Origin of the sequence: Clostridium sp. UBA2485, from assembly GCF_002341865.1 — a bacterium.
In the GTDB taxonomy this organism is placed as follows: domain Bacteria; phylum Bacillota; class Clostridia; order Clostridiales; family Clostridiaceae; genus Clostridium_J.
In genome coordinates this window covers 1-24,581 of the sequence record NZ_DDOV01000097.1, presented here as the reverse complement: position 1 = coordinate 24,581, position 24,581 = coordinate 1, and the positions used below count along the sequence as shown (strand labels likewise).

The window sequence follows — 24,581 nt, the reverse complement described above, 5'->3', positions numbered from 1 at the left end:
TCCCATCTGCGCCACACCCCGAAGATTTCACTTCATTTTATTGGCTTGTCAATTTATTGTTTTATCCTGACGACAATGATTATTTTACATCATTTATTTTTATAAGTCAACATCTTTTTGAATTTTTTTATAAAAATTTAGGTAATTTTTTTAGTAAATCTTGCTAACATTTGAAAAGCAATACACTAAATCACCTTATATTTCAACAATCTGCGGGTTAACTTCATTATTATTTATATTAATAATACATACAGTTTTAATTCTATTTCTAGGCTGTGATGGGCTTCCAGGATTTATAAACCATATTCCATCTTCATATTCTATCTTTGATACATGGGAATGACCATATAATACAATATTAGCTCCTACCTCCATAGCTTTATATCTTAGCTTAAAAATATTTATTTTAACACCATATTTGTCACCATGTGTTAAAAATATGGTATTATTACCTATCTGCTCTATTCTTTCTTCGCAAATATTACTATAAAAGTCGCAATTACCTCTTACAGCTATAATCTTTCCGTCATATATTTCTTCAATATAATTTATATCGTTAGCATAATCGCCTAAATGAAATATTACGTCACAATCTTTTAAGACCTTCATAGCATTTTCTATACTTTTTAAGCTCCCATGAGTGTCACTTATTACGCCTATTTTCAATATACATTCCTCCTATTGAAATATTAAAATTAAAACAACAGTATAATATTATCGCCATAAAAAATCAAGTTTTTAATAAAATCAATACATTTAATTGAAAATTGACAATGGACNNAATTAATTTCAACCATAATTGTCAATTGTCAATTGTCAATTCTCCATTGTTTAATCTATATATTTAACTAATTCTTTTTTTAAACTTTCTAATGCCCTTCCTCTATGACTCATAGAGTTTTTTACTTGTGAACTTACTTCTGCAAAGGTTTTATCTAAACTCTCTATATAAAATAATGGATCATATCCAAAAGCATCTTTTATTTCTATGTACTGTTCTTTGATTTTTCCTTCTACCTTGCCTTCAACCTTTATTATGTTTTCTTCATTTACAATTAAAGCCATAGCACAAACAAAGGCAGCATCTCTTTTTTCAAAGCATACTCCTTCAAGCTCTTTTATAAGCTTTTTATTATTAGCTACATCATTACCATGTTCTCCACTATATCTTGCTGAATAAACTCCTGGTGCGCCATTTAACGCATCTACCATCAATCCTGAGTCATCTGCCAATACCATATTTTCTTTTGATATATTATGTATAGCTTTAGCCTTTATTAATGCATTTTCTATAAATGTAGTACCATTTTCTTCAATATCAATATCTATTCCTGCTTCTTTTAATCCTAAAACTTCTAATGGAAAATCTTTAAGCATCTCTTTTATCTCTTGTATTTTATGATTATTATTACTTGCTATTATTAATTTTTTCATATTCTCCTCCGTATAACTACAATATTTAGTTTTAATTTAAAATATTTTAAAAAGTTCATCTCTTTCTGGCGGTGCTACTTCTATTTCTATTTGTTCATCAACTAATATACCTTTTTCTTCTGTAATACACCCTATAATAGTAGCTTCTATACCACTTTCAACCATTTTTTTTACTAATTCTTCTCCATTTTCAGTTGTTATTACCATACTTCCTGAAGAAATAAATTTTAATGGATCTATGCCAAACTCATCACAAAGTTTTTTAGTAATATTAGAAATAGGCATTTTTTCTTTGTAAACTTTAAAGCCTACATTACTAGCTTTTGCCATCTCCCATAGTGCTCCTAATGCTCCTCCCTCTGTGATATCATGCATAGAATTTGCTCTATGATCTCCAGCAATTTTTCCTTCTTTTACAACACTTATACTCTCAACATATGATTTTGCTATATTTATTTCCTCTTCTGTAAGAACTTTTTTACATTTATCATAAAAGTCATTAACTAAAATTGAAGTACCTTCTAAACATAATTTCTTAGTTATTATGATGGAGTCTCCAACTTTAGCTCCTGAAGTAGATATAGCGCTATTCTTTTTTCCTTTACCTATAGCAGTACAAGATACTACAATTTTATTTACCGCTTCCGTAATTTCCGTATGTCCTCCTAATATTTCAACATTTAATTTTTTTGTTTCTTCATCGATTTCATTCATTATTTTTTTTATATCTTCTAAGTTAGAAGTAGGAGGTGCTAAGATTGTTACAAGTATACCTATAGGTTCAACTCCACAGGAAGCAATATCATTACAATTTATATGTACTGCAATTTTTCCTATATTTTCATCTGCTCCTGTCACTGGATCAGTAGAAACAACACATTCAAAGTTCCCGTATTCTATAACTGCACAATCTTCACCAATCCCGTTTCTAACTCTAACCTCATCTCTTTTTACACTTTTGTTTTTATCAATAATATATTTTAAATCATCCCAATTTAGCTTTCCAACTTCCATTTTAATTCTCCTTTAACTTTTTCTAATGTAAATAGTTAGCACATTTTCCCATTTACCATCATATTATTAAATATAATCAATATTATGGTGGTGTTACGTTGAAATATATAGGACCGTTCTTACGAATTAATATTTTAGATAACGAAAACATAAAAAGTCAACTCTTTTACTTATCTAAAGAATCTATAGCACACATAGTTTTAGGCTCCAGTTGTGGCATTGTTTCACCTAGTGAACATTTGAGGAATAAAATATTACCTACAAATGATGATAGCATAAACGATGGAAATTCTCCACTATTAAGCCTATATAAAAAAGCTGATGGAAAACTAATAAATAATAATGAAAAACTTAGATGGAATGATAGAAAGTTTAAAAAAGAAATAAACATTGCTTCTAATGCTTATATGACTTTAAGCCTCTTAGAGCTAGCAGATTATTATAATGATTTTATAGATATTGATAATAATAAATACTCACTTAAAAATTATTATCTAAATTTAGCAAGAGAACAACTTGAGTTTTATGCTCTAAACTGTAGAAATAATGAAGGAGTTTTTGTTGATAAGGTAGATGATTCTGAACCATTATTAGGTCAATATAATCTTCGTGATAAGGAAAATAAATTTAAATTTTCTAATCAAGCATTACTAATGACTGCTTACTATAAATATTCTACCTATGATAAAATTAGTGAAGACAATCAATTTAAAAATTTTGCTCTAGATATACTGAATATGTTTCAACAATTTAAAGAAGAAATCTATAATGTTTCTCACGATGAACTAGTAAAAATTTGTTTTGCTTTTAACATTTTTTATAAATATTCTAAATTAGATGAAGCATTAGTTCTACTTTTAGATTTTTCAGAGCTTATGATTGAAAATTTAAGACACATTCCTATATCATCCCTAAGAGAGAATTTAGATACTACCTGTTTACTTTATATAAATTGTATGATTTTATATAAAACTACAAATATAAAGAAATTTAAAGATGAAAGTCAAAAAGCATACTCTATACTGGAAAGTCTTTATCAAGGAGATAATGGCATTTTCATAAAAAATTTTCAAGAAAAAGAAAATAAATTTACCGCAGATGAGATAATGCTATATTTATATGCAATGATGCTTCATTATGATATAGAAAAGGATGAAGGAGAAAATCCTGATAATTCATTAGTTCATAATATATATAAAAATCAAGTAGTTGGTTCAGGATTAATTTTAAGCTGGCCTGAAGCTCCTACTTTAGATGATGTAGAAAGATACAGGAATTTTTCATCTAAAACAGATGATCTGCTTCAAGATGAATTTTTTAGAATGTCATCAATGTCTACACCAGAAAGTAATGAACTGGCACCAATTTTTACAAAGTATGTAACTTATAATAATAAAAAAGAAACATTTAAACCTAGTAAGCCAAGCTTTGATGCCTATAGAAACATGCTTATTTTCTATGTTATTTTATTTATTAAAACTATATAAGATTTTATAGCTTTGCAAGTTTAAATTTCTATATTAAACTTGCAAAGCTATTTTAAAAACTATTAATTTATATAATTATTTAGTTTTAGCTATCTTCAAAAATAACTATTCAACACTATGCTTATTGCTAGAATTTATAAATGATAGTATTTTTGTGATTTTTGTCCTTATTTTAAGAATATATTTTAAATTTTCAACTATTTATTTTGTTCAGACATCTTATCATCTAATATAATATTATCAAATATTATATTTCCGTCTCTTGTCATTTGTATTCCTCGAATATATGGTTTTTTACAAATCACTGTATTTAAATTGTATATAGGTATAGATGGTAAATGCTGTCTTAAAATTTTTTCACAACTTAAATATAGCTTTTTTCTTTCTTCTAAATTTAACTCATTTTTTGCTTTGTTTAACAACATATCATATTCATTGTTAGAAAATCCATAATTATTTTCTTCAGAAAAGCTACTCCATAGTTCAAAATAAGATAACTCATCATTGTCTTTAAAAGAATGAACTTGTAATGTCATATCGTATTTACCTTCTTTTATCATTTTTTCCCTCTCTGATTTTTCATAGGGTGTTATTTCTATATTTATTGATAAGTCTTCTTTAATATCCTTTACTAAATCCTCCGCAACTCTTTTCTCAAGAGAATTGTTTTCATAAAGTAATGTTAAAATATTTTCCTTAGAATAATTACTAGCAGATAAAAATTTTTCTCCTAAGGATTTGTTGCCATAGGTATTAAAAATTTGTTCTTTACTTATAGTATAAGCTGAAGCTGCTACTGCAAAATCCTTTGACATTTGCTGTGCAAAATAGTCTTTTGATATAGAGCTATTTATAGAATTTCTGAAATTTATATCCTTTGATATTCTTTTTTCTTTTAAGTTAAAGTTAAGATAAATACTGGTGTTTCCTGGAAATCCCTCTAATTTATTTTCATCCGTCAATCTTAAGTATTCATTAACAGGAGGATTCATTAATATATCTATATTGCTTTTATTTTCTTCTACTTCAAAATAGGCCAATGCTTTTTCGCTATCCTCTACAAATGTGAATAATATTTTCTCATCAGTGATTTCTTTATTATCATAATAATTAACATTTTTACTTATAATAATATCTTCATTATCCTTTATACTTTCAATAATAAAAGCCCCACTATATAAGATATTTTTATAGTTATTTTTATAATCATTTTTTAAATCATTATAATCTCTAAGTCCCATAACAGGATTGGATAAAATATTTAATAAATTATTAGAGGGTTTATTTAATCTAATACACAGTATATTATCATTCTTAGAGGTTATAGCTACTTTAGAGAAAGGTATTTTTCCTTCTCTAAAATCTTTAACACCAAAAACTATATCAAAATTTTTACTATAGATATTATCTTCATCCTGAAGAAATTCTTCAAAAAATTTTACAAATTCTTCAGCAGTTATAGGTTTTCCATTACTATACTTAGCGTCATTTCTTATCTTAAAATTGTACTCTATTTTATCTTCACTTATTTCATAGCTTTCTGCTAAAGCTGGTTCTATATCGTCATTGCTATTTTTTTTAATCAACCCTTGAAATAATGCTAATAACAAATCTTTTTCTCTTACATTTGTAGAAGATGTCATAATTAAATTGTTAGGTCTTTCCTCCATATTATAAACTATATAATCTTTTTCTGTATTTCTCACAAACATATTGTCTGAATCTTCAATGGAAATAGAAAATATACAGATTATAACTAAAAATATTGCAAATACTACTTTCTTCATTAAATATCATTCCTCAATACCATATTTCATTTATTAATTATTTACAAATTATATATATTAATTCAATTCATATAATAAAAATTTATAACATAAAAATACTAAATAGGGTAAATATATGATATAATACTAAATAATAAAAATTATGATCTGTATAAAATCATGTTTATATAAATGGTTAGTTTACTGGAGGTAAGATAATGTTAACATTATTACTTAAAATTTTGGGAATAATTGCTCTTTTCACTTTTATATTTTTAGGAATATGGAGCTTTGTAATTTTTAATCAATTTTTCCATCAAACAAGATATAGAAATTATCTTTTAGAAAAACTTTCTCATAATATTTATAGATTAACAAAAGCTATTGAAAATAATGATGTGGTTGTTAATTATAACCAAGGGGATGAAACTTCAGAAGATGAAATCTCGGAGAAAAAAGATTTATGTGAGAATATATCTAAAGAGAGCATATAATACAAAATAAAGCGTTAATCCTTTGATTAACGCTTTATTTATCTTTATTTCTTCATTTATTTTTACTGCTTTACATATAAGTTTTTATTAAATTAAAACATAAAAGTTCATAATAAAGTTTTGACTAAACTTATATGCTATAATCCATCTATCATTTTCCTAAATTCTTCTTCATTCAATACTTTAATTTCTAATTCTAATGCCTTAGTATATTTAGAACCTGGTTCTTTACCTACTAGAACGTAATCAGTTTTTTTGCTTACACTACTAGATATTTTTACTCCTAAAGATTCTAATTTTTCTTTAATTTCATTTCTCGAATAATTTTCCAAAGTTCCTGTAACTACCATAGTTTTACCTGCAAAAGGATTTTCTTTTATCTCTATCTCCTCAAAATAAGGTTTTATCCCTAATTGGAATAACTGTTGAATATTTTCTACAACTTGCTCTAAATTAAAGAAATCTATAATGCTTTTAGCTACAATTTCTCCAATTTCCGAAATACTAATTAAAGATTCAAAAGAAGAATTCATTAAATTCTCCATTGTTTTATACTCATTAGCCAAATCTTTTGCAGTTTTCTTTCCTACATTTGGAATGCCTAAAGCATATATAAATGAAGCTAATTCACAGTTCTTGCTTTTTTCTAATGCATTAATTAAATTTTGAGATTTTTTTTCTCCAAATTTTTCTAAGTGTAAAAGTTCTTCTTTTTTAATTTTATATAAATCTGGAATAGATTTTATATTCAGCTTCTCAAATAATGCCTCTGCAGTTTTTTCACTGAACCCTTCTATATTCATTGCTTCTCTACTAGCATAATGAACTATGCTTTTTACCATTTGAGGTTTACATGATAGTGTATTTTCACAAAAATAGTGAACTCCATTTTGAATTAACTCAGTTCCACAACTTGGACAAACTTTAGGTGGTTCTATTTCAGAAGAATTTTCTATAGTACTTTCTACTACGCCCATAATTTCAGGAATAACATCATTTGAACGACGTACAAAAACATCGCAGCCTAACTTAACACCCTTCCTATTAATATCATCCATATTATTAAGCGTGGCTCTCTTTACTGTAACACCACCTAATTCTATAGGTTCTAATATGGCTGTAGGTGTAACTCTTCCACTTCTTCCAACATTCCATTCTATAGATAATATTTTAGAAGTTGCCTCTTCTGCTTCAAACTTATAAGCAATTGCCCATTTAGGAAACTTTACTGTATATCCTAAAAGCTCACGAGTCTTCATATCATTTATTGCGATAACTGCTCCATCTATATCATAATTTAATTCATTACGTACGCTTTCTATATAAGATATTTCACTTTCCAATTCCTCAATAGTAGTACATACTTTAAAATAGGAATCTACTGGAAGACCTTTTTCTATAATAAAATTTATCATTTCTTCATAAGTTTTAAAAGCATTTCCTTCATTGTATGGTATATCATAAAAAAAAGCAGATAAATTTCTCTTTGCTGTTTCCCTTACATTTAAGTTTCTTAAGGCCCCTGCTGCACCATTTCTCAGATTTTTAAGTGGTACTTCTGCAGTAGCATTATAACTTTCAAAGGCTTCCTTTGTCATTATGGCCTCTCCACGTACTTCAATCACACTATTACTATTAATCTTAAGCGGTACAGATTTTATAGTCTTAACCTGTGCAGTGATATCCTCTCCTATTTCTCCAGTGCCTCTGGAAGCTGCAGTGCTCAATACCCCATCCTCATTATAGGTTAGATTTATAGAAAGTCCATCAAATTTTTTAGTTACTATATAACTAGGATTAGGTAATTTATCTTCATGATTATTGTTATATTCTCTTATTGCTTTTAAGTTTCTATTATGAAAATCTATAATTCCCTGCAAATTTTGAGCCTTGTCTAAGCTCCATAACCTTCCTTTATGAACATACTTTTTAAATTCAGGCAATATTATATCTCCAACTCTTTGAGTTGGAGAGTGTGGTAGTATTTCTCCTAATTCCTTTTCTAAAGCAACTAATTCATCATATAATTTATCATACTCTTTATCTGAAATTGAAGGTTTATCTAAAACATAATATTCATATGCATGCTTATTAAGCTCTTCAATTAATGAAATCATTCTATCTCTATTATTCATCATAAAACTTCCTTTCGAATGTTAGTCATCTTAAAAATAACTAGTCAATATGGTGTGCTATTAGATTATATTTTCTCCACAAAATCTAATGATAAAATCACTATTAATGAATTTTATCAACCTCTATGAAAAAAATATTCATTCCACCTTTGACTAGTTATTTTATTTCAGATACCTTAAAGAAATTCCATTGGTGATTTAGTCAGCATTAACTTTTTAATTCCCATCTGGTCAAAAGCAATAGTTAAGAGCATATCTTCTCCAGTTCCTGAAACAGAAATTATTGTTCCCACACCAAATTTAGTGTGCTTAACTTTTCTTCCTGGAGTAGCTTCAGTTGCATCTATAGTTTTACTATCTTCATCTCCATTTATAATAAAAGCTGCTGATTTTGTTATAGAATTTGTAATTCTCTGCATTTCCATTCCCCTTAAAGAATGTGGATTTACTGCTGAAGAAGCCCTAGCTTTACTTTTAAATGTATTTACTCCTCTTGCTTTTTCTCCACCTACTACCTCTTTAAGACTTTGAGGAATTTCCGATACAAAATCTGATACAGGATAATTTACTGTTCTTCCAAAAACCATACGAGTTTCTGCAGAAGATATATATAAATTCTCTTTAGCACGAGTTATAGCAACATAACAAAGTCTTCTTGACTCTTCCATTTCATGAAAACTATTTAAGGAACTCATACCTGGAAAAATTCCATTTTCCATCCCAACTAAAAATACAACAGGGAATTCAAGTCCTTTTGCACTATGCACAGTCATCATTACAGTAGTTTCTTCTTTTTCTTCTAAATTATCTATGTCTGAAACAAGAGTAACTTTTTCTAAAAATGCTGCTAGTGACTTATCCTCACTGATTTTCTCAAATTCTACTGCATCGGAAACTAATTCTTTTAAGTTTTCAATCCTACTTTCATCCTCTGTAGTATTAGAATTTTTAAGCACAGCCATATAACCACTTTCATCTAAAATTGTCATAATAAGCTCTGAAATAGGCATGTCATCGGCTCTTGCTATAAAGCTATTAATAAGACTGGTGAATTTATTTATAGATGTTACCGCTCTTGCAGTTAAATTAGGTATCATATCTGCATCTAAAAGAGTATTATAAAGACAGTCTTCCTGCTCACTTGCTACCTCCTGAATTTTACCCACAGTGGTATCCCCTATACTTCTTTTAGGTTCATTTATAATTCTTCTTAAGCTTATATCATCTAATGGATTATTTATAAGCTTTAAATATGCCATTATGTCTTTAATTTCTTTTCTATCGTAGAACTTCAATCCTCCTACAATTTTATATGGAATATCTTGTTTCCTAAAGGCTTCCTCTAAAATACGCGATTGAGAGTTCATTCTATAAAGTATAGCAAAATCTTTAAAATCTTTATTTTCCTCTTTCATAAGCCTTTTAATTTCACTTGCAACAAAATTTCCTTCATCTATGTCGCTAAAAGCTCTATAAACTTTAAGCTTTTCTCCTAATTCACTATCTGTTCTTAGTACTTTTTCTTTTCTTTGAGCATTATTTTTAATAACCATATTAGCTGCATTTAAAATATTGCCCTTAGAACGATAGTTTTGTTCTAACTTAATAATCTTTGTATTAGGATAGTCCTTTTCAAAGTCTAAGATATTTCTGATATCCGCACCTCGCCATTGGTAAATACATTGATCATCATCTCCAACAACGCAGATATTCTCCATTTCATTTACTAAAAGCTTCACAAGTTCATATTGTGCTCTATTTGTATCTTGATATTCATCAACCATTATATATTTAAACTTCTTTTGATAAAATTCTTTTACATCAGGATAGTTTCTTAAAATTTCTACAGTCTTAAATATTAGATCATCAAAATCTAATGAGTTACTAGCCTTAAGTTTCTTTTGATATAAAAGATAAACATCTGCTATTTTATTCTTTCTAAAATCGCTTTCATTTTCTTTTTTAAACTTTTCCGCTGAAACTAAATCATTTTTAGCTGAAGAAATGTTACCTAAAATTTCTCCATCAGTTATGTCTTTTTCATTTATACTTAGTTCTTTCATACATTGTTTAACTAAAGTCTTAGCATCATAGCTATCATATATAGTAAAGTTTTTATTATAGCCTAATTTATCAATTTCTCTTCTAAGTATTCTTACGCAACTAGAGTGAAAAGTAGAAATCCACATGTTTTCTGCTTTTTCTCCTACTAAAGTCATAACTCTTTCCTTCATTTCTCCTGCTGCTTTATTAGTAAAAGTTATAGCAAGAATTTGAGAAGGATATATATGTAAATCCTCTATCATGTGGGCTATTCTATAAGTTAAAACTCTAGTTTTTCCTGAACCCGCACCTGCTAATATTAGTAATGGTCCATCAACACATACTGCTGCTTCATATTGTTCTTTGTTTAATAATTGTTTTAAGTCCATTAAATCACTCCTAAACTAAATATAGGTTACGAACATACTATCTTATTATTATAACACAGATACATTTGTAATAAACCTAAAAAACAAAATCGTGACTTAATGCCACGATTTCTTACTCTATAATTAACTATTTATCCTCTATCCACTTTACTCTTTCAAAAATAATTTTATATCCATCACTGCCATAATTTAAAGCTCTATTTACCCTACTAATAGTCGCAGTACTTGCTCCAGTACTACTAGCAATATCAAGATATGTTCTTTTTTCCATAAGCATTCTTGCAACTTGTAATCTTTGCTCAATTGCTTTTATCTCATAAACTGTACATATGTCTTCAAAAAATCTATAAAATTCCTCCTTAGTTTTTAAACTTGCTATTCCCTCAAATAAGAAGTCCATTTCCTTGCTTTCTAGCTTTGATTTATACTCCCCCATGAGTTCTCCCCCTTGTTACAAACCTATTCTTTACCATATCTTAATTATATACTTTAATGATTTAACATGTAAATATGAATTTATAAAGGAAAATACATTTTAGTTTATAAATGTTAATTAATTATTATTTTTACAAATAAGTTAAATTATATTTTATTTTCATTATAATTATTAGAAATTTTAAGGAATATTTATAACAAAGGAAAGGGAATATTTTAACTAATCACTAAGTGAATTGAATAAAATTCATATACAATTTAATCTTATTCAATAATATCTTATAAAAGTTAAACACTTTATGTTTAATCTTCTAAATTTATCTATTTAAAAAGTTATAACAGTTAAAAAAAGCTAAAGCAGCCTGCGCTACTTTAGCTTTTATAAATTCATATTTATTAATGTTATAGAAATAATAAATATTACTGAGGAAACTATAGTAAGTTTCATTAGAAAAGATTCCTTAGTTTTAGTTTTGTTTTTAGAATAAAATGTATCTGAAGATCCTGATACTAATCCTTGTATTCCATTTCCTTTACTTGGTTGTAATAATATAGACACTATTACTACAATTGCAGAAATTATTTGAATTGTTAAAAGTGTATTTTTCACTTGTACACCCCTCCTGTACCTAACCATTAATGTACCTATTTTAACATATTAATTTATAATTTACAATGTAAAGTCATTATTGTATATAAAAATTTAACTATAAAATTCCATAAAAGTTAGCACAGGAGAGTTAAATCTCCTGTGCTACAATAAATTATTTTCTTTTGATGTTATAGAATGCTTTTATTCCTCTATATTCAGCCATGTCACCTAGTTCTTCTTCAATTCTTAACAATTGATTATACTTAGCAACTCTTTCACTTCTAGCTGGTGCACCAGTTTTAATTTGTCCTGCATTCATTGCTACAACTAAATCAGCTATTGTTGTATCTTCAGTTTCTCCACTTCTATGAGAAACAACAGCAGTGTATCCAGCTCTAGAAGCCATTTCCATAGCATTTATTGTTTCAGTTAATGTACCTATTTGGTTTAATTTTATAAGAATTGAGTTAGCAACTTCTTTTTCAATTCCCATCTCTAATCTCTTAGTATTTGTAACAAATAAATCGTCTCCTACTAATTGAACTTTTTTATCAAGTTTTTCAGTTAAATACTTCCATCCTTCCCAATCTTCTTCTGCCATACCATCTTCGATTGAGATTATAGGATATTTTTCACAAAGCTCAACATAGTAATTAGCCATTTCTTCTGGAGTTAGAACTCTACCTTCTCCTACTAAATTATATTTTCCATCTTCATAGAACTCAGATGAAGCAGGATCAAGTGCTATAAATATCTCCTCGCCAGCTTTGTATCCAACTTTTTCTATAGCTTCCATGATAACTTTTATAGCATCTTCATTTGAAGCTAAGTCTGGTGCGAACCCACCTTCATCACCAACACCAGTTGATAATCCTTTAGCTTTTAATATGGCTTTTAATTCATGATAAACTTCTGAACACATTCTTAGTGCTTCACTAAAAGACTTAGCTCCTACAGGCATTATCATAAACTCTTGTAAGTCTACATTATTATCAGCATGGCTTCCACCATTTAATATATTCATCATTGGTACTGGTAAAACCTTTGCATTTACTCCACCAATATATTGATAAATTCCAAGTCCTAAATATTCAGCAGCAGCTCTTGCACATGCTAAAGATACTCCAAGCATTGCATTAGCCCCTAATTTACCTTTATTTTCTGTTCCATCAATTTCAATCATAGCTTTATCTATTGCAACTTGATCAAATACATTCATTCCTATTAATTCTTCAGCTATTACGTCATTTACATTATCAACAGCTTTTAGAACACCTTTTCCATTGTATATTGACTTATCTCCATCTCTTAATTCAACAGCTTCATATATTCCTGTTGAAGCTCCAGATGGCACTGCAGCTCTTCCTACTGTTCCATCTTCTAGAGTTACTTCAACCTCTACAGTTGGGAATGCTCTTGAGTCTAATATTTGTCTTGCGTATACGTCAATAATTTCAACGTGTTGTTTCATATAAGTTCTCCTCCTCATAAGGTAAATATTTAGAAATATATATTAAGATATTTACTATTTGATTAATGATTTTCCAGTAATTTCACTTGGAATCTCTAAATTCATAACCTTTAACATAGTCGGTGCAATATCCGCTAATATTCCGCCTTCTCTCAATTCTTTAGCTTCTTTAGAAACATAAATAAATGGCACTTCATTTGTTGTATGTGCAGTCATTGGCTTTCCTGTTGAGAAATCTATCATTTGCTCTGCATTTCCATGATCCGCAGTTATAAATAGTGTTCCATCCATTTCTAACATCTTATTTACTACCTTACCTAAACAGATGTCTACTGCTTCTATGGCTTTAATTGCTGCTTCTATAACACCACTATGACCTACCATATCTGGATTAGCATAATTTAATATTATCATATCATACTCATTGCTATCTAATCTATTTAAAACTTCTTCTGTTACTTCATAAACACTCATTTCAGGTTTTAAATCATAAGTAGCAACCTTAGGTGAAGGAATTAATACTCTATCTTCATTAGGATTTGGAGCTTCTACTCCTCCATTAAAGAAAAATGTAACATGGGCGTATTTTTCTGTTTCTGCTATTCTAAGTTGCTTTAAACCTTTAGAGCTCACATATTGTCCAAGAGTATTATTATAACTCTCAGGAGTATAAGCTACTATTACATTTTCTAAAGTTTTATCATACTGAGTCATAGTTACATAAGTTAATTCAAAAGATTCTCTTTCAAAGTGAGTAAATACTTTATCATTTATGGCTCTAGTTATCTCTCTTGCTCTATCTGGTCTAAAATTAAAGAATATCACCGAATCTTTATTAGATATTTTAGCTATAGGACTTCCATCTTCTAATATCACTGTAGGAATAACAAATTCATCAGTTTTATTATCATGATAGGCCATATCAATAGCTTCTATAGGATTATTTGCCTTAATACCTTCACCTTTGACTACAGCATTATAGGCAAGTTGTATCCTTTCCCATCTATTATCTCTATCCATAGCATAATATCTTCCAGATATAGTTGCAATCTTTCCTGTATTTTCAGCTTTCATATGGGCTTCTAATTCTTCTATAAAAGTCTTTGCTGAAGAAGGCAATACATCTCTTCCATCTAGAAAACAATGTACATATACTTTTTTAAGTCCTTTATCTTTACATAATGTAATTAGCGCTTTAAGATGCTCTATATGAGAATGTACTCCTCCATCTGATAAAAGCCCCATTAAATGCATAGAAGAATTATTCACTTTAGCATTATCTATCGCCTTATTAAAGGCATCATTCTTAAAGAATGAACCTTCATTTATATCCTTACTTATTCTTGTTAATTCTTGATAAATTATTCTTCCAGCACCAATATTTAAATGTCCAACCTCTGAGTTTCCCATTTGACCTTCTGGGAGACCTACACTTATGCCACTAGCTTTTAATGTAGTGTGTGGATATTCATTAAATAGCTTATCAAAATTTGGTTTATATGAATTTCTTATTGCATTGCCATCTAAATTATCACTTAAGCCAAATCCATCTAAAATCATTAACATCACTGGTTTCTTAGCCATTATTTATCCCACCTTTTAAATTAATAATTTACAATGGCACTAAAATCCTGTGCTTTTAGACTAGCACCTCCAATTAACCCTCCATCTATATGTTCTTTTCCCATTTGTTCTTTAATAGTAGAAGGTTTTACAGAACCACCATATTGAATTCTTACAGCTTCACTTACTTCATTGCCATATAATTTCTCTATTACTTTCCTTATAAAACCAATTGTTTCATTAGCATCATCTGCTGTAGCTGTTTTTCCAGTTCCTATAGCCCAAATTGGTTCATAAGCTATAATCATTTCCTTAGCATTTTTTAATGTAATTCCATTTAAATCTAATTTAACTTGTTTAGCTAATACTTCCTCTGTTATATTAGCTTCTCTTTCTTCTAATGATTCACCAATGCATAATATTGGAATCAGTCCATGGTTAAAAGCAGATTTTAGCTTTTTATTAACAGTTTCATCAGTTTCATTGAAATACTGTCTTCTCTCACTATGCCCTATAATTACATATTCAACACCTAAATCCTTAAGCATTATTGGTGAAATTTCTCCTGTAAAAGCACCATTTTCTTCAAAATGCATATTTTGTGCCCCTACTTTTATATTGGTTCCCTTAACTGCTTCTACTACTGCTGGTAAACATATAGAAGTTGGACACACAACTACATCACAAGTTGCTCCATTAACTAATGGTTTTAATTCTTCTACTAAAGCTGTAGCTTCGCTTACAGTTTTATGCATTTTCCAGTTACCTGCAATTATTGCTTTTCTCATAACTATCCCTCCGAAGTTAAAGCATCTGAAAGAAAATAATAAACCAAAGATGTTAGTATATTTTATATCAGACAAGGCGTCAGGTTCTGCTCATAGTGGTGTGCTATGGGCTGGTTCTGACAACGCAGTATGATAGAAAATAGGCTAACATACTGGTCTATTATTTTTTTGAAGATGCTTAATATTTTTTTATTTATCATTTAGAGCAACTATTCCTGGAAGCTCTATACCTTCTAAAAATTCAAGTGATGCACCACCACCAGTAGATATATGAGTCATTTTATCTCCAAATCCGAATATATTTACCGCTGCTGCACTATCTCCTCCGCCTATTATAGTAGTAGCTTCACTATTATTTGCCATTGCCTCTCCAACAGCTTTAGTGCCTTCCTCAAAGTTACTAAACTCAAATACACCCATAGGTCCATTCCATATTATAGTCTTAGATACTGCTATTGAACTCTTATAAAGCTCTCTTGTCTTCGGCCCAATATCTAATCCCATATATCCATCACTAATATTTTCATTTTCTGTTATTATAGGTTTAGCATCTTTTGAAAATTTATCAGCTACTACATGATCTAGAGGAATTAAAAGTTTAATTCCCTTTTCTTCTGCTTTTTTCATCATATCAAGTGCATATTTCACTTTATCTTCTTCTACTAACGAATTTCCTACTTGGTGTCCATTTGCTTTTAAAAATGTATAAGCCATTCCTCCACCAATTATTAAGGTATCAACCTTTTCTAACAAATTATTTATAACGTTTATTTTGTCAGAAACCTTAGCTCCTCCTAAGATTGCTGTGAAAGGTCTAACTGGATTTTCAACTGCTTCGCCTAAAAATTTAAGTTCCTTTTGTATTAGATAGCCACAAACAGCTACATCTACAAATTTAGTAACACCAACTGTAGATGAATGAGCTCTATGTGCAGTACCAAATGCATCATTAACAAAAACATCGCAAAGTGATGCTAGCTCTTTAGAAAATGTATCTTCGTTCTTAGTTTCTTCACTTCTAAATCTGGTATTTTGAAGTAATACCACTTCGCCTTCATTCATTTCCTTTACTAGTCTTATAGCATTTTCACCAACTACATTATCATCATCTGCAAATTTAACTTCTATATTTAAAAGCTCCGACAATCTCTTTGCTATTGGTTCTAAAGATAACTCTTTTTTAGGCTCTCCTTTTGGTTTTCCAAGATGTGAGCATAAGATTACTTTTCCGCCATTATCAGTTAAATATTTTATTGTAGGAAGAGCACCTAATAATCTATTTTCATCTGTTATTAATCCATCTACAATTGGAACATTAAAATCACATCTAACTAATACTTTTTTTCCTTTAACAATTACATCTTCTATAGTTTTTTTGTTGAATACCATTGTTAATCCCCTTTCATTCTTCTAGATACTTCTCTTAAAATTCTACAATAATTTGGATTTTATTGCAATTAACTAAAACAACATATTTAATTCTTTATAAATTTTTTAAAAATGTTTTAGGTATATGAAAGAAAATAACTAGTCAAAGATGAGTGTATATTTTGTATCAGACAAGGAGACAGGTTTTCGTGATAGCCTTAGCTATCATGGAGTTCTGACGACGCAGTATGATGAAAAATAGACAAACATACTGACTAGTTATTTTCTTGAATATGCCTTATATTTTATAACAAAAAAATCTAGTCCCGCATATGTTACAGAACTAGATTTTTATTTTTACTTACACTATAATCAAATTTAAAATTATAGTCTGTCAGCAACATATTTTGTTAAGTCAGCTAATCTATTTGAGTATCCCCATTCATTATCATACCAAGAAACAACTTTAACCAAATTGCCTTCAATTACCATTGTTGATAATCCGTCAACTATTGATGAATGTTCATTTCCTCTATAATCAATTGATACTAATGGTTCCTCACTATATTCTAATACTCCTTTTAATTCGCCTTCTGCGGCATTTTTAAATGCTGCATTTATATCTTCTGCTGTAGCTGTTTTTTCCAATTCACAAACTAAATCTGTCATTGAAACTGTTGGTGTTGGTACTCTTACAGCCATACCATTTAATTTTCCTTTTAATTGAGGTAAAACTAATGATACTGCCTTAGCAGCTCCTGTAGTAGTTGGAATCATAGATTCTGCTGCTGCTCTTGCTCTTCTTAAATCGCTATGAGGTGCATCTAATATTTTTTGATCATTTGTATAAGAGTGAACAGTAGTCATAAGACCTTTTACTATTCCAAATTCTTTATCTAATACTTTAGCAAATGGTGCTAGACAGTTAGTTGTACAAGAAGCGTTTGATATTATATTGTGTTTTGAACTATCATATTCTTCTTCATTAACACCTAAAACTACTGTTATATCTTCATTTTTAGCTGGTGCAGAAATTAATACTTTTTTAGCTCCTGCTTCTATATGTGCTTTAGCTTTAGTTGCATCAGTGAATAATCCTGTTGATTCTATAACAATATCCACTCCTGAAATACCCCAAGGAATATTTTTAGGTTCTCTTTCTGCAAATATTCTTATTTCTTTTCCATTAACTACTATAGAATTTTCTTTAGCTTCTACTGTTCCGTCAAATTTACCATATAATGCATCATACTTTAATAAGTGAGCTAGTGTCTTTGGATTAGTTAAATCATTAATAGCTACAACTTCTAATTCACTTCCATATTTCTTAATTAATACTTTAAAAACATTTCTTCCTATTCTTCCAAATCCATTAATTCCAACTTTTATCATTTAAGTTCTCCTCCTAAAAAATAATTATATATTTTAAGTGTCTGTTTAACTTAATAAAGTTTAATACCATCAGTTAATAATGTGTTATAAATTTCTTTAGCAGTAGCTTCATCAGTAATTAAAACTTCATTACTTCTACCTCTTATAGCTGATATAATTGCTTTAGCTTTATATTTTCCTGCTGCTACAGCAATCATATTCTCTACAGAAGAAATCCTATCAATTTTTATACCTATAGTAGGCATTGAATAGACAATCTCTCCACTATAATTAAAATAATGTCCATAAGCTTCTCCTACTGCATTAAGTTTTTTTATGTTTTCAATAACTTCTTTACTTAAATCTCTTTTTTGAGACATTTCATTAGCATCGCCTACTCCATGAATAACTATATAAGAATTTTCTATCTTACTGAATATTTCTCTTATTCCCTTCTCATTTATTAATGCCTCGAAGGTATCCTCACAGATGTTATCGGGAATATGTAATATCTCATAGTTGGCATTTAATTTTGATGCTAATCTGCCAGCTAGTGTATTTGATTGAATTTCTATATCTTTTCCTATACCACCTCTAGCAGGAAGTACTGTTATATTGTTAAAATTGTTTATTTTCGGAAAATTATCTACAATCTCCTTTACAGTATTTCCTCCTGTTAAAGAAATTATTATGCCATCCTTTAAAATATTTTTCACATAATTAGAAGCAATTTTGCCTAATTCATTTAATACAGCTTTATCTTCATCTACATCTCCAGGAACTATAATAACTTCTCTTAAGTTTAATATTTCTTTAATATAACACTCTATAGATTGAAATCCTCTTAATTCTCCAATAAAATTTTTCAATCCCTGTAATATTTCTTCTCCTTCTTTGGTAATAGTCATTCCTAAGCTATTAACATCTATAAGTTTTTGTTCCTTTAAGAAGTTTATTTCACTCCTTACTACTCTTTCACTTAAATTAACGTTTGCTGCTAAAAGTCTTCTTCCAATAGGTTGATTATAGTAAATATTTTTTAGAATGTTATATCGTTCCTCCATAATTTCCAATAATTCTGGTACTAACTTTAATTGTAGTTTTAAAATTTCTTGCATCATTGTACTCCCCTGGAACATTTAACGCCCATAGGTCATTTTTTGTCCCTCTTATATTATACTATAAAAAGCTATTTTTGTGAATAGCTTTTATAATATTTTAGTGCATTTTTTCAATAATGGAAATTATAACCTTTTTCTCTGAGAAGAACTGAAAATACCCAGCTGTTCTCTATATTTTGCTATAGTTCTCCTTGAAATCATTATTCCTTCATTATTTAACATATTACATATAGTTGAATCAGAAAAAGGTTTTTTCTTATTTTCACCATCAATTATTTCTTTAATTTTTTTCTTTATATTATTGGTAGAAATATCATCATTCATAGTATTTAATGAATTTGTGAACAGATCCTTTATTTTAATTACTTTTCCAATGTGAAGAGCAATATATTTATCCTTTATAGCTCTACTTATAGTTGATTCATGCATGTTTAAACTTTCAGCTATTTGTTTTAATGTCATAGGTTTTAAATACTCTTTGCCAAACTCAAAAAAATCATATTGAAGCTCTATGATTTTTTCTATTACTTTATATATAGTGCTCTTTCTTTGTTCAATACTCTTAATTAAAAACATAGCACTATTTATTTTTTCCTTTACAAATTCAGTAGCCACATCATCTTTTTCTTGATTTAATATATCTTTATATAATGAATTTATAGAAAGTCTTGGCATCAAACTTTCATTCATCTCAATATAATATTTATCATCAACTTTTCTAATATAGGCATCTGGAGATACATATTTAACTTCTTCTCCCGTGAAAAATCCTCTTGAAGGTTTAGGCTCTAATGTTTTTATCTTATCACCATAAGTTTGAGCCTCTTTTACAGTAATATTTAATGCTTTTGCAATGTTTTGATATTTATTTTCCGATAAGTCTTGTAAATGTTCATCCACAATCTTACATATGTTGTCATCCAAGAAATGTTTTTTTCTCATTTGTNNAATGAAATTATTTCTTCTATAACTTTATATAATGTATTTCTTCTCTCATCTATGCTTTTAATTAAAAACATTGCCTTATTCATCTTTTCTTTTACATAATTCACAACTTCTTTTTCTTCACTATTATTTAATATTTCTTTATACACAGTGTTTACGTTTAACTTAGGAAGAATAGTGTCATTCATAATAATTATAAAGTCATCCTCTATTCTTCTTATAGTAGCATCAGGAATTATATAGCTTATTTCTTCACCTGTAAAATATCCTCTTGCAGGTTTAGGTTCTAAAGTTTTAATTATGTCCACATAATCTTGGACAGTTTTACTATCTATTTTTAGTTTTTTAGCTATATCATTATATTTATTTTTAGAAACTAGCTCTAAGTATTCATCTACAATTTCATATATATATGAATTCCCTAGTTTTTTTCTTTTTAATTGAATTTTTAGACATTCTTTTAAATCTCTAGCCCCTACTCCTATAGGTTCTAAATCTTGGATTACCCCTAAAGCTCTTTCACAATATTCTAATGATTGTTTTTTTATCTTTGCTATCTGTTCTAATGAAGTATCTAAATATCCTCTTTCATCTATACACTCCACCATATAATTACATAAATCTATCATTGGCCTTTCCAGACTTATTTCTATTAACTGTTCTTTTAGGAAATCTTTTAAGCTTTTTTTTGCAGAAACAAAGTTTAAAGGAGAAACTTCTTCATCTTTATATCCATATTCAAAGGTTTTGTTACCGTTTTCTAAATGTTTTATCAACTTAGAATAATTAATTTCTTCTTTTCTTGGCTCATCATTCTCTTGTGATTTTGCTTCTAAAACTATATTTTCTTCTAATTCATTATTTATATGCTTCAATAAATCATATGAAGACATTTGTAGAAGCTTTACTGATAGTTGCATCTCCATAGTCATAATTAATTTTTGTTCCATTGTAAGCTTTAAATCAAAATTTAAACTCACTTCATCACCACCAAAATCGTAAAACTTTTATGACTCTTCACTTAATTATAACACAATTAGAATTTTTTTTGCTATCTATATATGCGCCTGCGCTTATAAAACTAAGTTATAGTTTACACATTAAGCTGAAATTTATCTTTACTAAATTAAAATAGCGAACTTAAAAATAAGTTCGCTATTTTAATTTAAAACTACATTTATTATCTCTTCTCTATATTTAAAACTTATAATATTTTCTTTACTGTTCTTTACTTGAAAAACAAAGTTTTTTCTTTTTACTTTATAGGAATCCATATTAAAGTTCAGCTCTATAGGACTTAAATAATAGGTATCTATCCAATCTATTACATTTTCATTCCCTATATTGCAAAGCTCTGCTTCTCCTAAAAAAGAGACTATAATATTTTCTTCATCTTTAGTGATTATATTTACAACATTTTCTTTTTCTATTTTATATTTCTCAATACGAGCTAAAGGCTTATTTAATCTAATTACACTTATATAGTCACTTTTGTTATAAGCTTCTTCATACTTATAATGGATTAATGCAAATTTTCCTTCATCTATATAAAATTTTACACTTAAATTATAAAGTATCATATAAAATATAATAAATAAAATTAAAATTTTAGTAATAAATTTTCTTTTCTTCACATAAACACACCTCTCATACTTATTTATTATATTTTACGTAATTATTTTTCATTGGACACTAATTCATTAATTATCAATTCTCCATTGATTAAAGCTGTTAATTGAAATATTTAATTAAATAGTTATTGGCTATAAATTAATTTTTAAAGTAATCTTTTTATAGATAGCTGGATTATTTTTCTTCTTTATTTATATTATTAAAATATTTTAAATTTTTTCACAGATTGTATTACATGTAATTGTAAAAACAAAGGGGAAAATGTATAATAATGTATAAATAATTAAAGTTTAACTTGGGGGAAATACTTATGAAAAACAATATTTCTTGTAAATTACTACTTATACCTTTATTCCTATTCGCCTTTTCCAATCTAAATAAAGTACAAGCTAAAAACATACCTATTGAATATTATCTTTATCAGGGTAGTAATAGATATGAAACCTCTGCTATTATTTCTAATCACAATTTTGATTTTACGGATAATATAGTAATAGCTAGTGGTGAAAATTTTCAAGATGCTCTTATGGCAATTAGCCTTGCTAAATCAAAAAATGCACCTATTTTGCTTGTTTCAAAAAATGAAATTAATAATAAAGTAAGAGATGAAATAATTGATCTTAAGGCTAAAAATGTTTATATTGTAGGAGATTATAGTAATGTATCTCAAACTGTAGAAGATACATTAAAAGGAATTAACCTGAATATTGAAAGAGTTTATGGAAAAGATTATTTTGAAACTTCTATAAAAATAGCCTCTATGATAGAAAACGTAGATGAGGTATTTATAGTATCAGTGGATAGTTTTGCGGATTCACTTTCTATTTCAACGATTTCAGCAATGAAAAACATACCTATTTTATTTACCAGTAAAAATAACATACCAGCTGATATTACTAATTATATATCAGAAAATAACATAAAAAAATCTTATATAATAGGTGGTAATGGAGTTATATCAGATAGAATTAAAAGCCTCTTACCTAATGCGATAAGAATTGGTGGTAAAAATAGATATGAAACTAACTTTAATATAATAAAACACTTTGAAGGAGAATTAGACTTCACTAATCTATATATAACAAAAGGTTATAAATTTCCCGATGCACTTTCTATAGGTATTGTAGCAGGAAATAATAAAGCTCCTATACTACTTCTTGGCGATAATATAAACGAAGACGTAGTACCTAAAATAGATGGTTTATTAGAAAATAAAACTATAATTAATAAGTTTTTAGTTGGAGAAGATATAGATAATCATCTTTTAAAGTTCATATATGAAAAAAATAGCCATATTACAAAATCACCTAAAATTTTACCTAACAAATATAACGTAGAATATATATCTTCCTTTGATAAAGAAATTTTTAACTTAACTAATGAACTTAGAAAAAAGCACGGCATTGAGCCATTAATTTGGGATGAAAAAATTTATCCTATAGCTAAATACAAATCTAATTCCATGATACAACTAAACTATTTTAGTCATGGGAATCCTAATTATAATAATAATGGTCCTGAGGCACTAGCAGAAGCTTTCAATTATAAATATAGTGGATATGGTGAAAATATACTTATGGCTGCATCAGATAACACTTCAAAATATAATGCTAAAAATTTATTTACCTTATGGTTAAATTCACCTTCACATAAGGCAAATATGTTAGATCCCAAGCATAAAAAAATGTCTGTAAGCATAGTAAGAGTACAAAACCTAAAAGGATTTAAGTATATTTATTATGGAACCCAGCATTTTTCCAGCTAAAGATGAATTCATTACAAAAATAAAATTTTAGATGCATTTTGATACAATGTTAAAACTAATATATAAATAGCTAAAGAAGGAATATTCCTACTTTAACTATTTATATATTAACACTATAATTTACCTCAAGCTTATCTTAGCCTTTTTTTCTAATCCATACACCATTCTTTTTTTAATAATCCATATAAATACATATCATATCTATTGTTATCTCTATAGATTGCTTCTCTATAGACTCTTTAGTTTCTGGATATGCTATCTTACCATCATAATTTCTTAAAAAATCTACATCCTCATACCACATTGTAATCTTATCTATATCCTCTTTTTTTAACGCAGATAACTTAACTCTATCTCTTTTTAATAAATTAGGTATTAACATTTTTCACCTTCCTTACATCAATATATAAGAAGCACTTTTTTAATTTTTTCTCTAATTTTTAAATCAATAATCTATTATTTTAGTTATCTATAAAATATTATTCTAGTTTTTAATTTTAAATCCTTTTGATAAATATAAGATAAAAAGCCCTTTCTACTTTAAGAAAGGGCTTTTGTTATGCAGCATTTAAAGCTGATAAGACTATATAATTAAGTATTACTATAGCTACAAAGATTATTGTTGTAACTATAAATGGCCAATTTACAGGTTTTTCAGTTGCAATATCCCTATTAAGCTCTACACTATCTAAGTTATGATTTTTCTTTAATTTATTTATTATTAATTTAGTTAATAGTAGTCCAACTACTATCATGATAATTAATGTT

The 24,581-nt window shown here is 28.0% G+C and carries 21 protein-coding genes and 1 pseudogene; 3 read left to right on the top strand and 19 right to left on the bottom strand.

Annotation, left to right across the window (positions count from 1 at the left end; genetic code table 11):
• Window positions 1–195: 195 nt before the first annotated feature.
• From B3603_RS18910 to B3603_RS18900, 3 genes are all read right to left on the bottom strand, one after another.
• Window positions 196–666 (bottom strand): metallophosphoesterase, encoded by a 471-nt coding sequence (locus tag B3603_RS18910; RefSeq protein WP_291567818.1) that lies wholly within the window; start codon window positions 664–666, stop codon window positions 196–198.
• Between the two features lie 165 nt (window positions 667–831).
• Window positions 832–1,434, bottom strand: coding sequence for an XTP/dITP diphosphatase (locus B3603_RS18905; protein ID WP_291567816.1), 603 nt, complete (start codon window positions 1,432–1,434; stop codon window positions 832–834).
• A gap of 36 nt (window positions 1,435–1,470) precedes the next feature.
• The gene (locus B3603_RS18900; protein ID WP_291567814.1) at window positions 1,471–2,448 is read right to left on the bottom strand and encodes an AIR synthase family protein; all 978 of its coding nucleotides are present in this window, start codon (window positions 2,446–2,448) and stop codon (window positions 1,471–1,473) included.
• Between the two features lie 98 nt (window positions 2,449–2,546).
• Here B3603_RS18900 and B3603_RS18895 point away from each other — a divergent pair, with 98 nt between their 5' ends.
• A complete protein-coding gene (locus tag B3603_RS18895) occupies window positions 2,547–3,935 on the top strand; it encodes a hypothetical protein (RefSeq protein WP_291567812.1) in 1,389 nt (462 codons plus the stop codon).
• A 197-nt stretch (window positions 3,936–4,132) separates the two neighbouring features.
• Here B3603_RS18895 and B3603_RS18890 read toward each other — a convergent pair whose 3' ends face one another.
• Window positions 4,133–5,722: a peptide ABC transporter substrate-binding protein gene (locus B3603_RS18890; RefSeq protein ID WP_291567810.1), complete on the bottom strand. Its 1,590-nt coding sequence runs from the start codon at window positions 5,720–5,722 to the stop codon at window positions 4,133–4,135.
• A gap of 197 nt (window positions 5,723–5,919) precedes the next feature.
• Between B3603_RS18890 and B3603_RS18885 the strand changes: the two genes are divergently transcribed.
• On the top strand, window positions 5,920–6,195 hold the full coding sequence (locus B3603_RS18885; protein ID WP_291567809.1) for a hypothetical protein: 276 nt from the start codon (window positions 5,920–5,922) through the stop codon (window positions 6,193–6,195).
• Between the two features lie 137 nt (window positions 6,196–6,332).
• Here the strand turns inward: B3603_RS18885 and ligA are convergent, their stop codons facing one another.
• The 13 genes and pseudogenes from ligA to B3603_RS18820 form a co-directional block, all read right to left on the bottom strand.
• Window positions 6,333–8,330, bottom strand: coding sequence for an NAD-dependent DNA ligase LigA (gene ligA / locus B3603_RS18880; RefSeq protein WP_396153327.1), 1,998 nt, complete (start codon window positions 8,328–8,330; stop codon window positions 6,333–6,335).
• A 176-nt stretch (window positions 8,331–8,506) separates the two neighbouring features.
• On the bottom strand, window positions 8,507–10,762 hold the full coding sequence (gene pcrA / locus B3603_RS18875) for a DNA helicase PcrA (protein WP_291567806.1): 2,256 nt from the start codon (window positions 10,760–10,762) through the stop codon (window positions 8,507–8,509).
• Between the two features lie 127 nt (window positions 10,763–10,889).
• Complete coding sequence (locus tag B3603_RS18870) at window positions 10,890–11,198, bottom strand: YerC/YecD family TrpR-related protein (protein WP_039634100.1); 309 nt, start codon at window positions 11,196–11,198, stop codon at window positions 10,890–10,892.
• Window positions 11,199–11,576: 378 nt separating this feature from the next.
• Window positions 11,577–11,807: a preprotein translocase subunit SecG gene (gene secG / locus B3603_RS18865; protein WP_291567803.1), complete on the bottom strand. Its 231-nt coding sequence runs from the start codon at window positions 11,805–11,807 to the stop codon at window positions 11,577–11,579.
• A gap of 154 nt (window positions 11,808–11,961) precedes the next feature.
• A complete protein-coding gene (gene eno / locus B3603_RS18860; RefSeq protein WP_291567801.1) occupies window positions 11,962–13,260 on the bottom strand; it encodes a phosphopyruvate hydratase in 1,299 nt (432 codons plus the stop codon).
• 54 nt (window positions 13,261–13,314) lie between these two features.
• A complete protein-coding gene (gene gpmI, locus B3603_RS18855; RefSeq protein ID WP_291567799.1) occupies window positions 13,315–14,844 on the bottom strand; it encodes a 2,3-bisphosphoglycerate-independent phosphoglycerate mutase in 1,530 nt (509 codons plus the stop codon).
• Window positions 14,845–14,864: 20 nt separating this feature from the next.
• On the bottom strand, window positions 14,865–15,611 hold the full coding sequence (tpiA, locus tag B3603_RS18850) for a triose-phosphate isomerase (RefSeq protein WP_291567797.1): 747 nt from the start codon (window positions 15,609–15,611) through the stop codon (window positions 14,865–14,867).
• A 189-nt stretch (window positions 15,612–15,800) separates the two neighbouring features.
• The gene (locus tag B3603_RS18845; RefSeq protein ID WP_291567796.1) at window positions 15,801–17,000 is read right to left on the bottom strand and encodes a phosphoglycerate kinase; all 1,200 of its coding nucleotides are present in this window, start codon (window positions 16,998–17,000) and stop codon (window positions 15,801–15,803) included.
• Window positions 17,001–17,363: 363 nt separating this feature from the next.
• Window positions 17,364–18,371 (bottom strand): type I glyceraldehyde-3-phosphate dehydrogenase, encoded by a 1,008-nt coding sequence (gene gap, locus B3603_RS18840; RefSeq protein ID WP_291567794.1) that lies wholly within the window; start codon window positions 18,369–18,371, stop codon window positions 17,364–17,366.
• A gap of 50 nt (window positions 18,372–18,421) precedes the next feature.
• Window positions 18,422–19,468, bottom strand: a complete 1,047-nt coding sequence (locus B3603_RS18835; protein WP_291567819.1) for a sugar-binding transcriptional regulator — start codon at window positions 19,466–19,468, stop codon at window positions 18,422–18,424.
• Window positions 19,469–19,594: 126 nt separating this feature from the next.
• Window positions 19,595–20,416, bottom strand: a pseudogene (rpoN, locus tag B3603_RS18830) (RNA polymerase factor sigma-54); the annotation flags it as partial.
• Window positions 20,410–21,366: a hypothetical protein gene (locus B3603_RS18825; RefSeq protein WP_414632391.1), complete on the bottom strand. Its 957-nt coding sequence runs from the start codon at window positions 21,364–21,366 to the stop codon at window positions 20,410–20,412. The pseudogene rpoN and the gene B3603_RS18825, both read right to left, overlap by 7 nt.
• A gap of 210 nt (window positions 21,367–21,576) precedes the next feature.
• Window positions 21,577–22,050, bottom strand: coding sequence for a hypothetical protein (locus B3603_RS18820; RefSeq protein WP_291567788.1), 474 nt, complete (start codon window positions 22,048–22,050; stop codon window positions 21,577–21,579).
• A 308-nt stretch (window positions 22,051–22,358) separates the two neighbouring features.
• On the opposite strand from B3603_RS18820, the gene B3603_RS18815 reads away from it, so the two are divergent.
• Window positions 22,359–23,813, top strand: a complete 1,455-nt coding sequence (locus tag B3603_RS18815) for a cell wall-binding repeat-containing protein (protein ID WP_291567786.1) — start codon at window positions 22,359–22,361, stop codon at window positions 23,811–23,813.
• A gap of 172 nt (window positions 23,814–23,985) precedes the next feature.
• On the opposite strand, the gene B3603_RS18810 is transcribed toward B3603_RS18815, so the two are convergent.
• Together B3603_RS18810 and B3603_RS18805 are read right to left on the bottom strand one after the other, a co-directional pair.
• Entirely contained in the window at window positions 23,986–24,195 is a 210-nt protein-coding gene (locus B3603_RS18810) for a hypothetical protein (RefSeq protein ID WP_291567783.1), read from the bottom strand.
• 175 nt (window positions 24,196–24,370) lie between these two features.
• Window positions 24,371–24,581: hypothetical protein (locus B3603_RS18805; RefSeq protein ID WP_291567781.1), on the bottom strand; the 211-nt coding region annotated here is incomplete at its 5' end.

Bases quoted from the DNA above. Each gene is read 5' to 3' on its own strand.
- B3603_RS18905 (WP_291567816.1), bottom strand. From the start codon at position 1,434: ATGAAAAAATTAATAATAGCAAGTAATAATAATCATAAAATACAAGAG.
- B3603_RS18835 (WP_291567819.1), bottom strand. From the start codon at position 19,468: ATGCAAGAAATTTTAAAACTACAATTAAAGTTAGTACCAGAATTATTG.
- gap (WP_291567794.1), bottom strand. From the start codon at position 18,371: ATGATAAAAGTTGGAATTAATGGATTTGGAAGAATAGGAAGAAATGTT.
- eno (WP_291567801.1), bottom strand. From the start codon at position 13,260: ATGAAACAACACGTTGAAATTATTGACGTATACGCAAGACAAATATTA.
- B3603_RS18870 (WP_039634100.1), bottom strand. From the start codon at position 11,198: ATGGGGGAGTATAAATCAAAGCTAGAAAGCAAGGAAATGGACTTCTTA.
- B3603_RS18900 (WP_291567814.1), bottom strand. From the start codon at position 2,448: ATGGAAGTTGGAAAGCTAAATTGGGATGATTTAAAATATATTATTGAT.
- tpiA (WP_291567797.1), bottom strand. From the start codon at position 15,611: ATGAGAAAAGCAATAATTGCAGGTAACTGGAAAATGCATAAAACTGTA.
- pcrA (WP_291567806.1), bottom strand. From the start codon at position 10,762: ATGGACTTAAAACAATTATTAAACAAAGAACAATATGAAGCAGCAGTA.
- B3603_RS18845 (WP_291567796.1), bottom strand. From the start codon at position 17,000: ATGGTATTCAACAAAAAAACTATAGAAGATGTAATTGTTAAAGGAAAA.
- B3603_RS18815 (WP_291567786.1), top strand. From the start codon at position 22,359: ATGAAAAACAATATTTCTTGTAAATTACTACTTATACCTTTATTCCTA.
- ligA (WP_396153327.1), bottom strand. From the start codon at position 8,330: ATGAATAATAGAGATAGAATGATTTCATTAATTGAAGAGCTTAATAAG.
- B3603_RS18885 (WP_291567809.1), top strand. From the start codon at position 5,920: ATGTTAACATTATTACTTAAAATTTTGGGAATAATTGCTCTTTTCACT.
- B3603_RS18810 (WP_291567783.1), bottom strand. From the start codon at position 24,195: ATGTTAATACCTAATTTATTAAAAAGAGATAGAGTTAAGTTATCTGCG.
- gpmI (WP_291567799.1), bottom strand. From the start codon at position 14,844: ATGGCTAAGAAACCAGTGATGTTAATGATTTTAGATGGATTTGGCTTA.
- B3603_RS18890 (WP_291567810.1), bottom strand. From the start codon at position 5,722: ATGAAGAAAGTAGTATTTGCAATATTTTTAGTTATAATCTGTATATTT.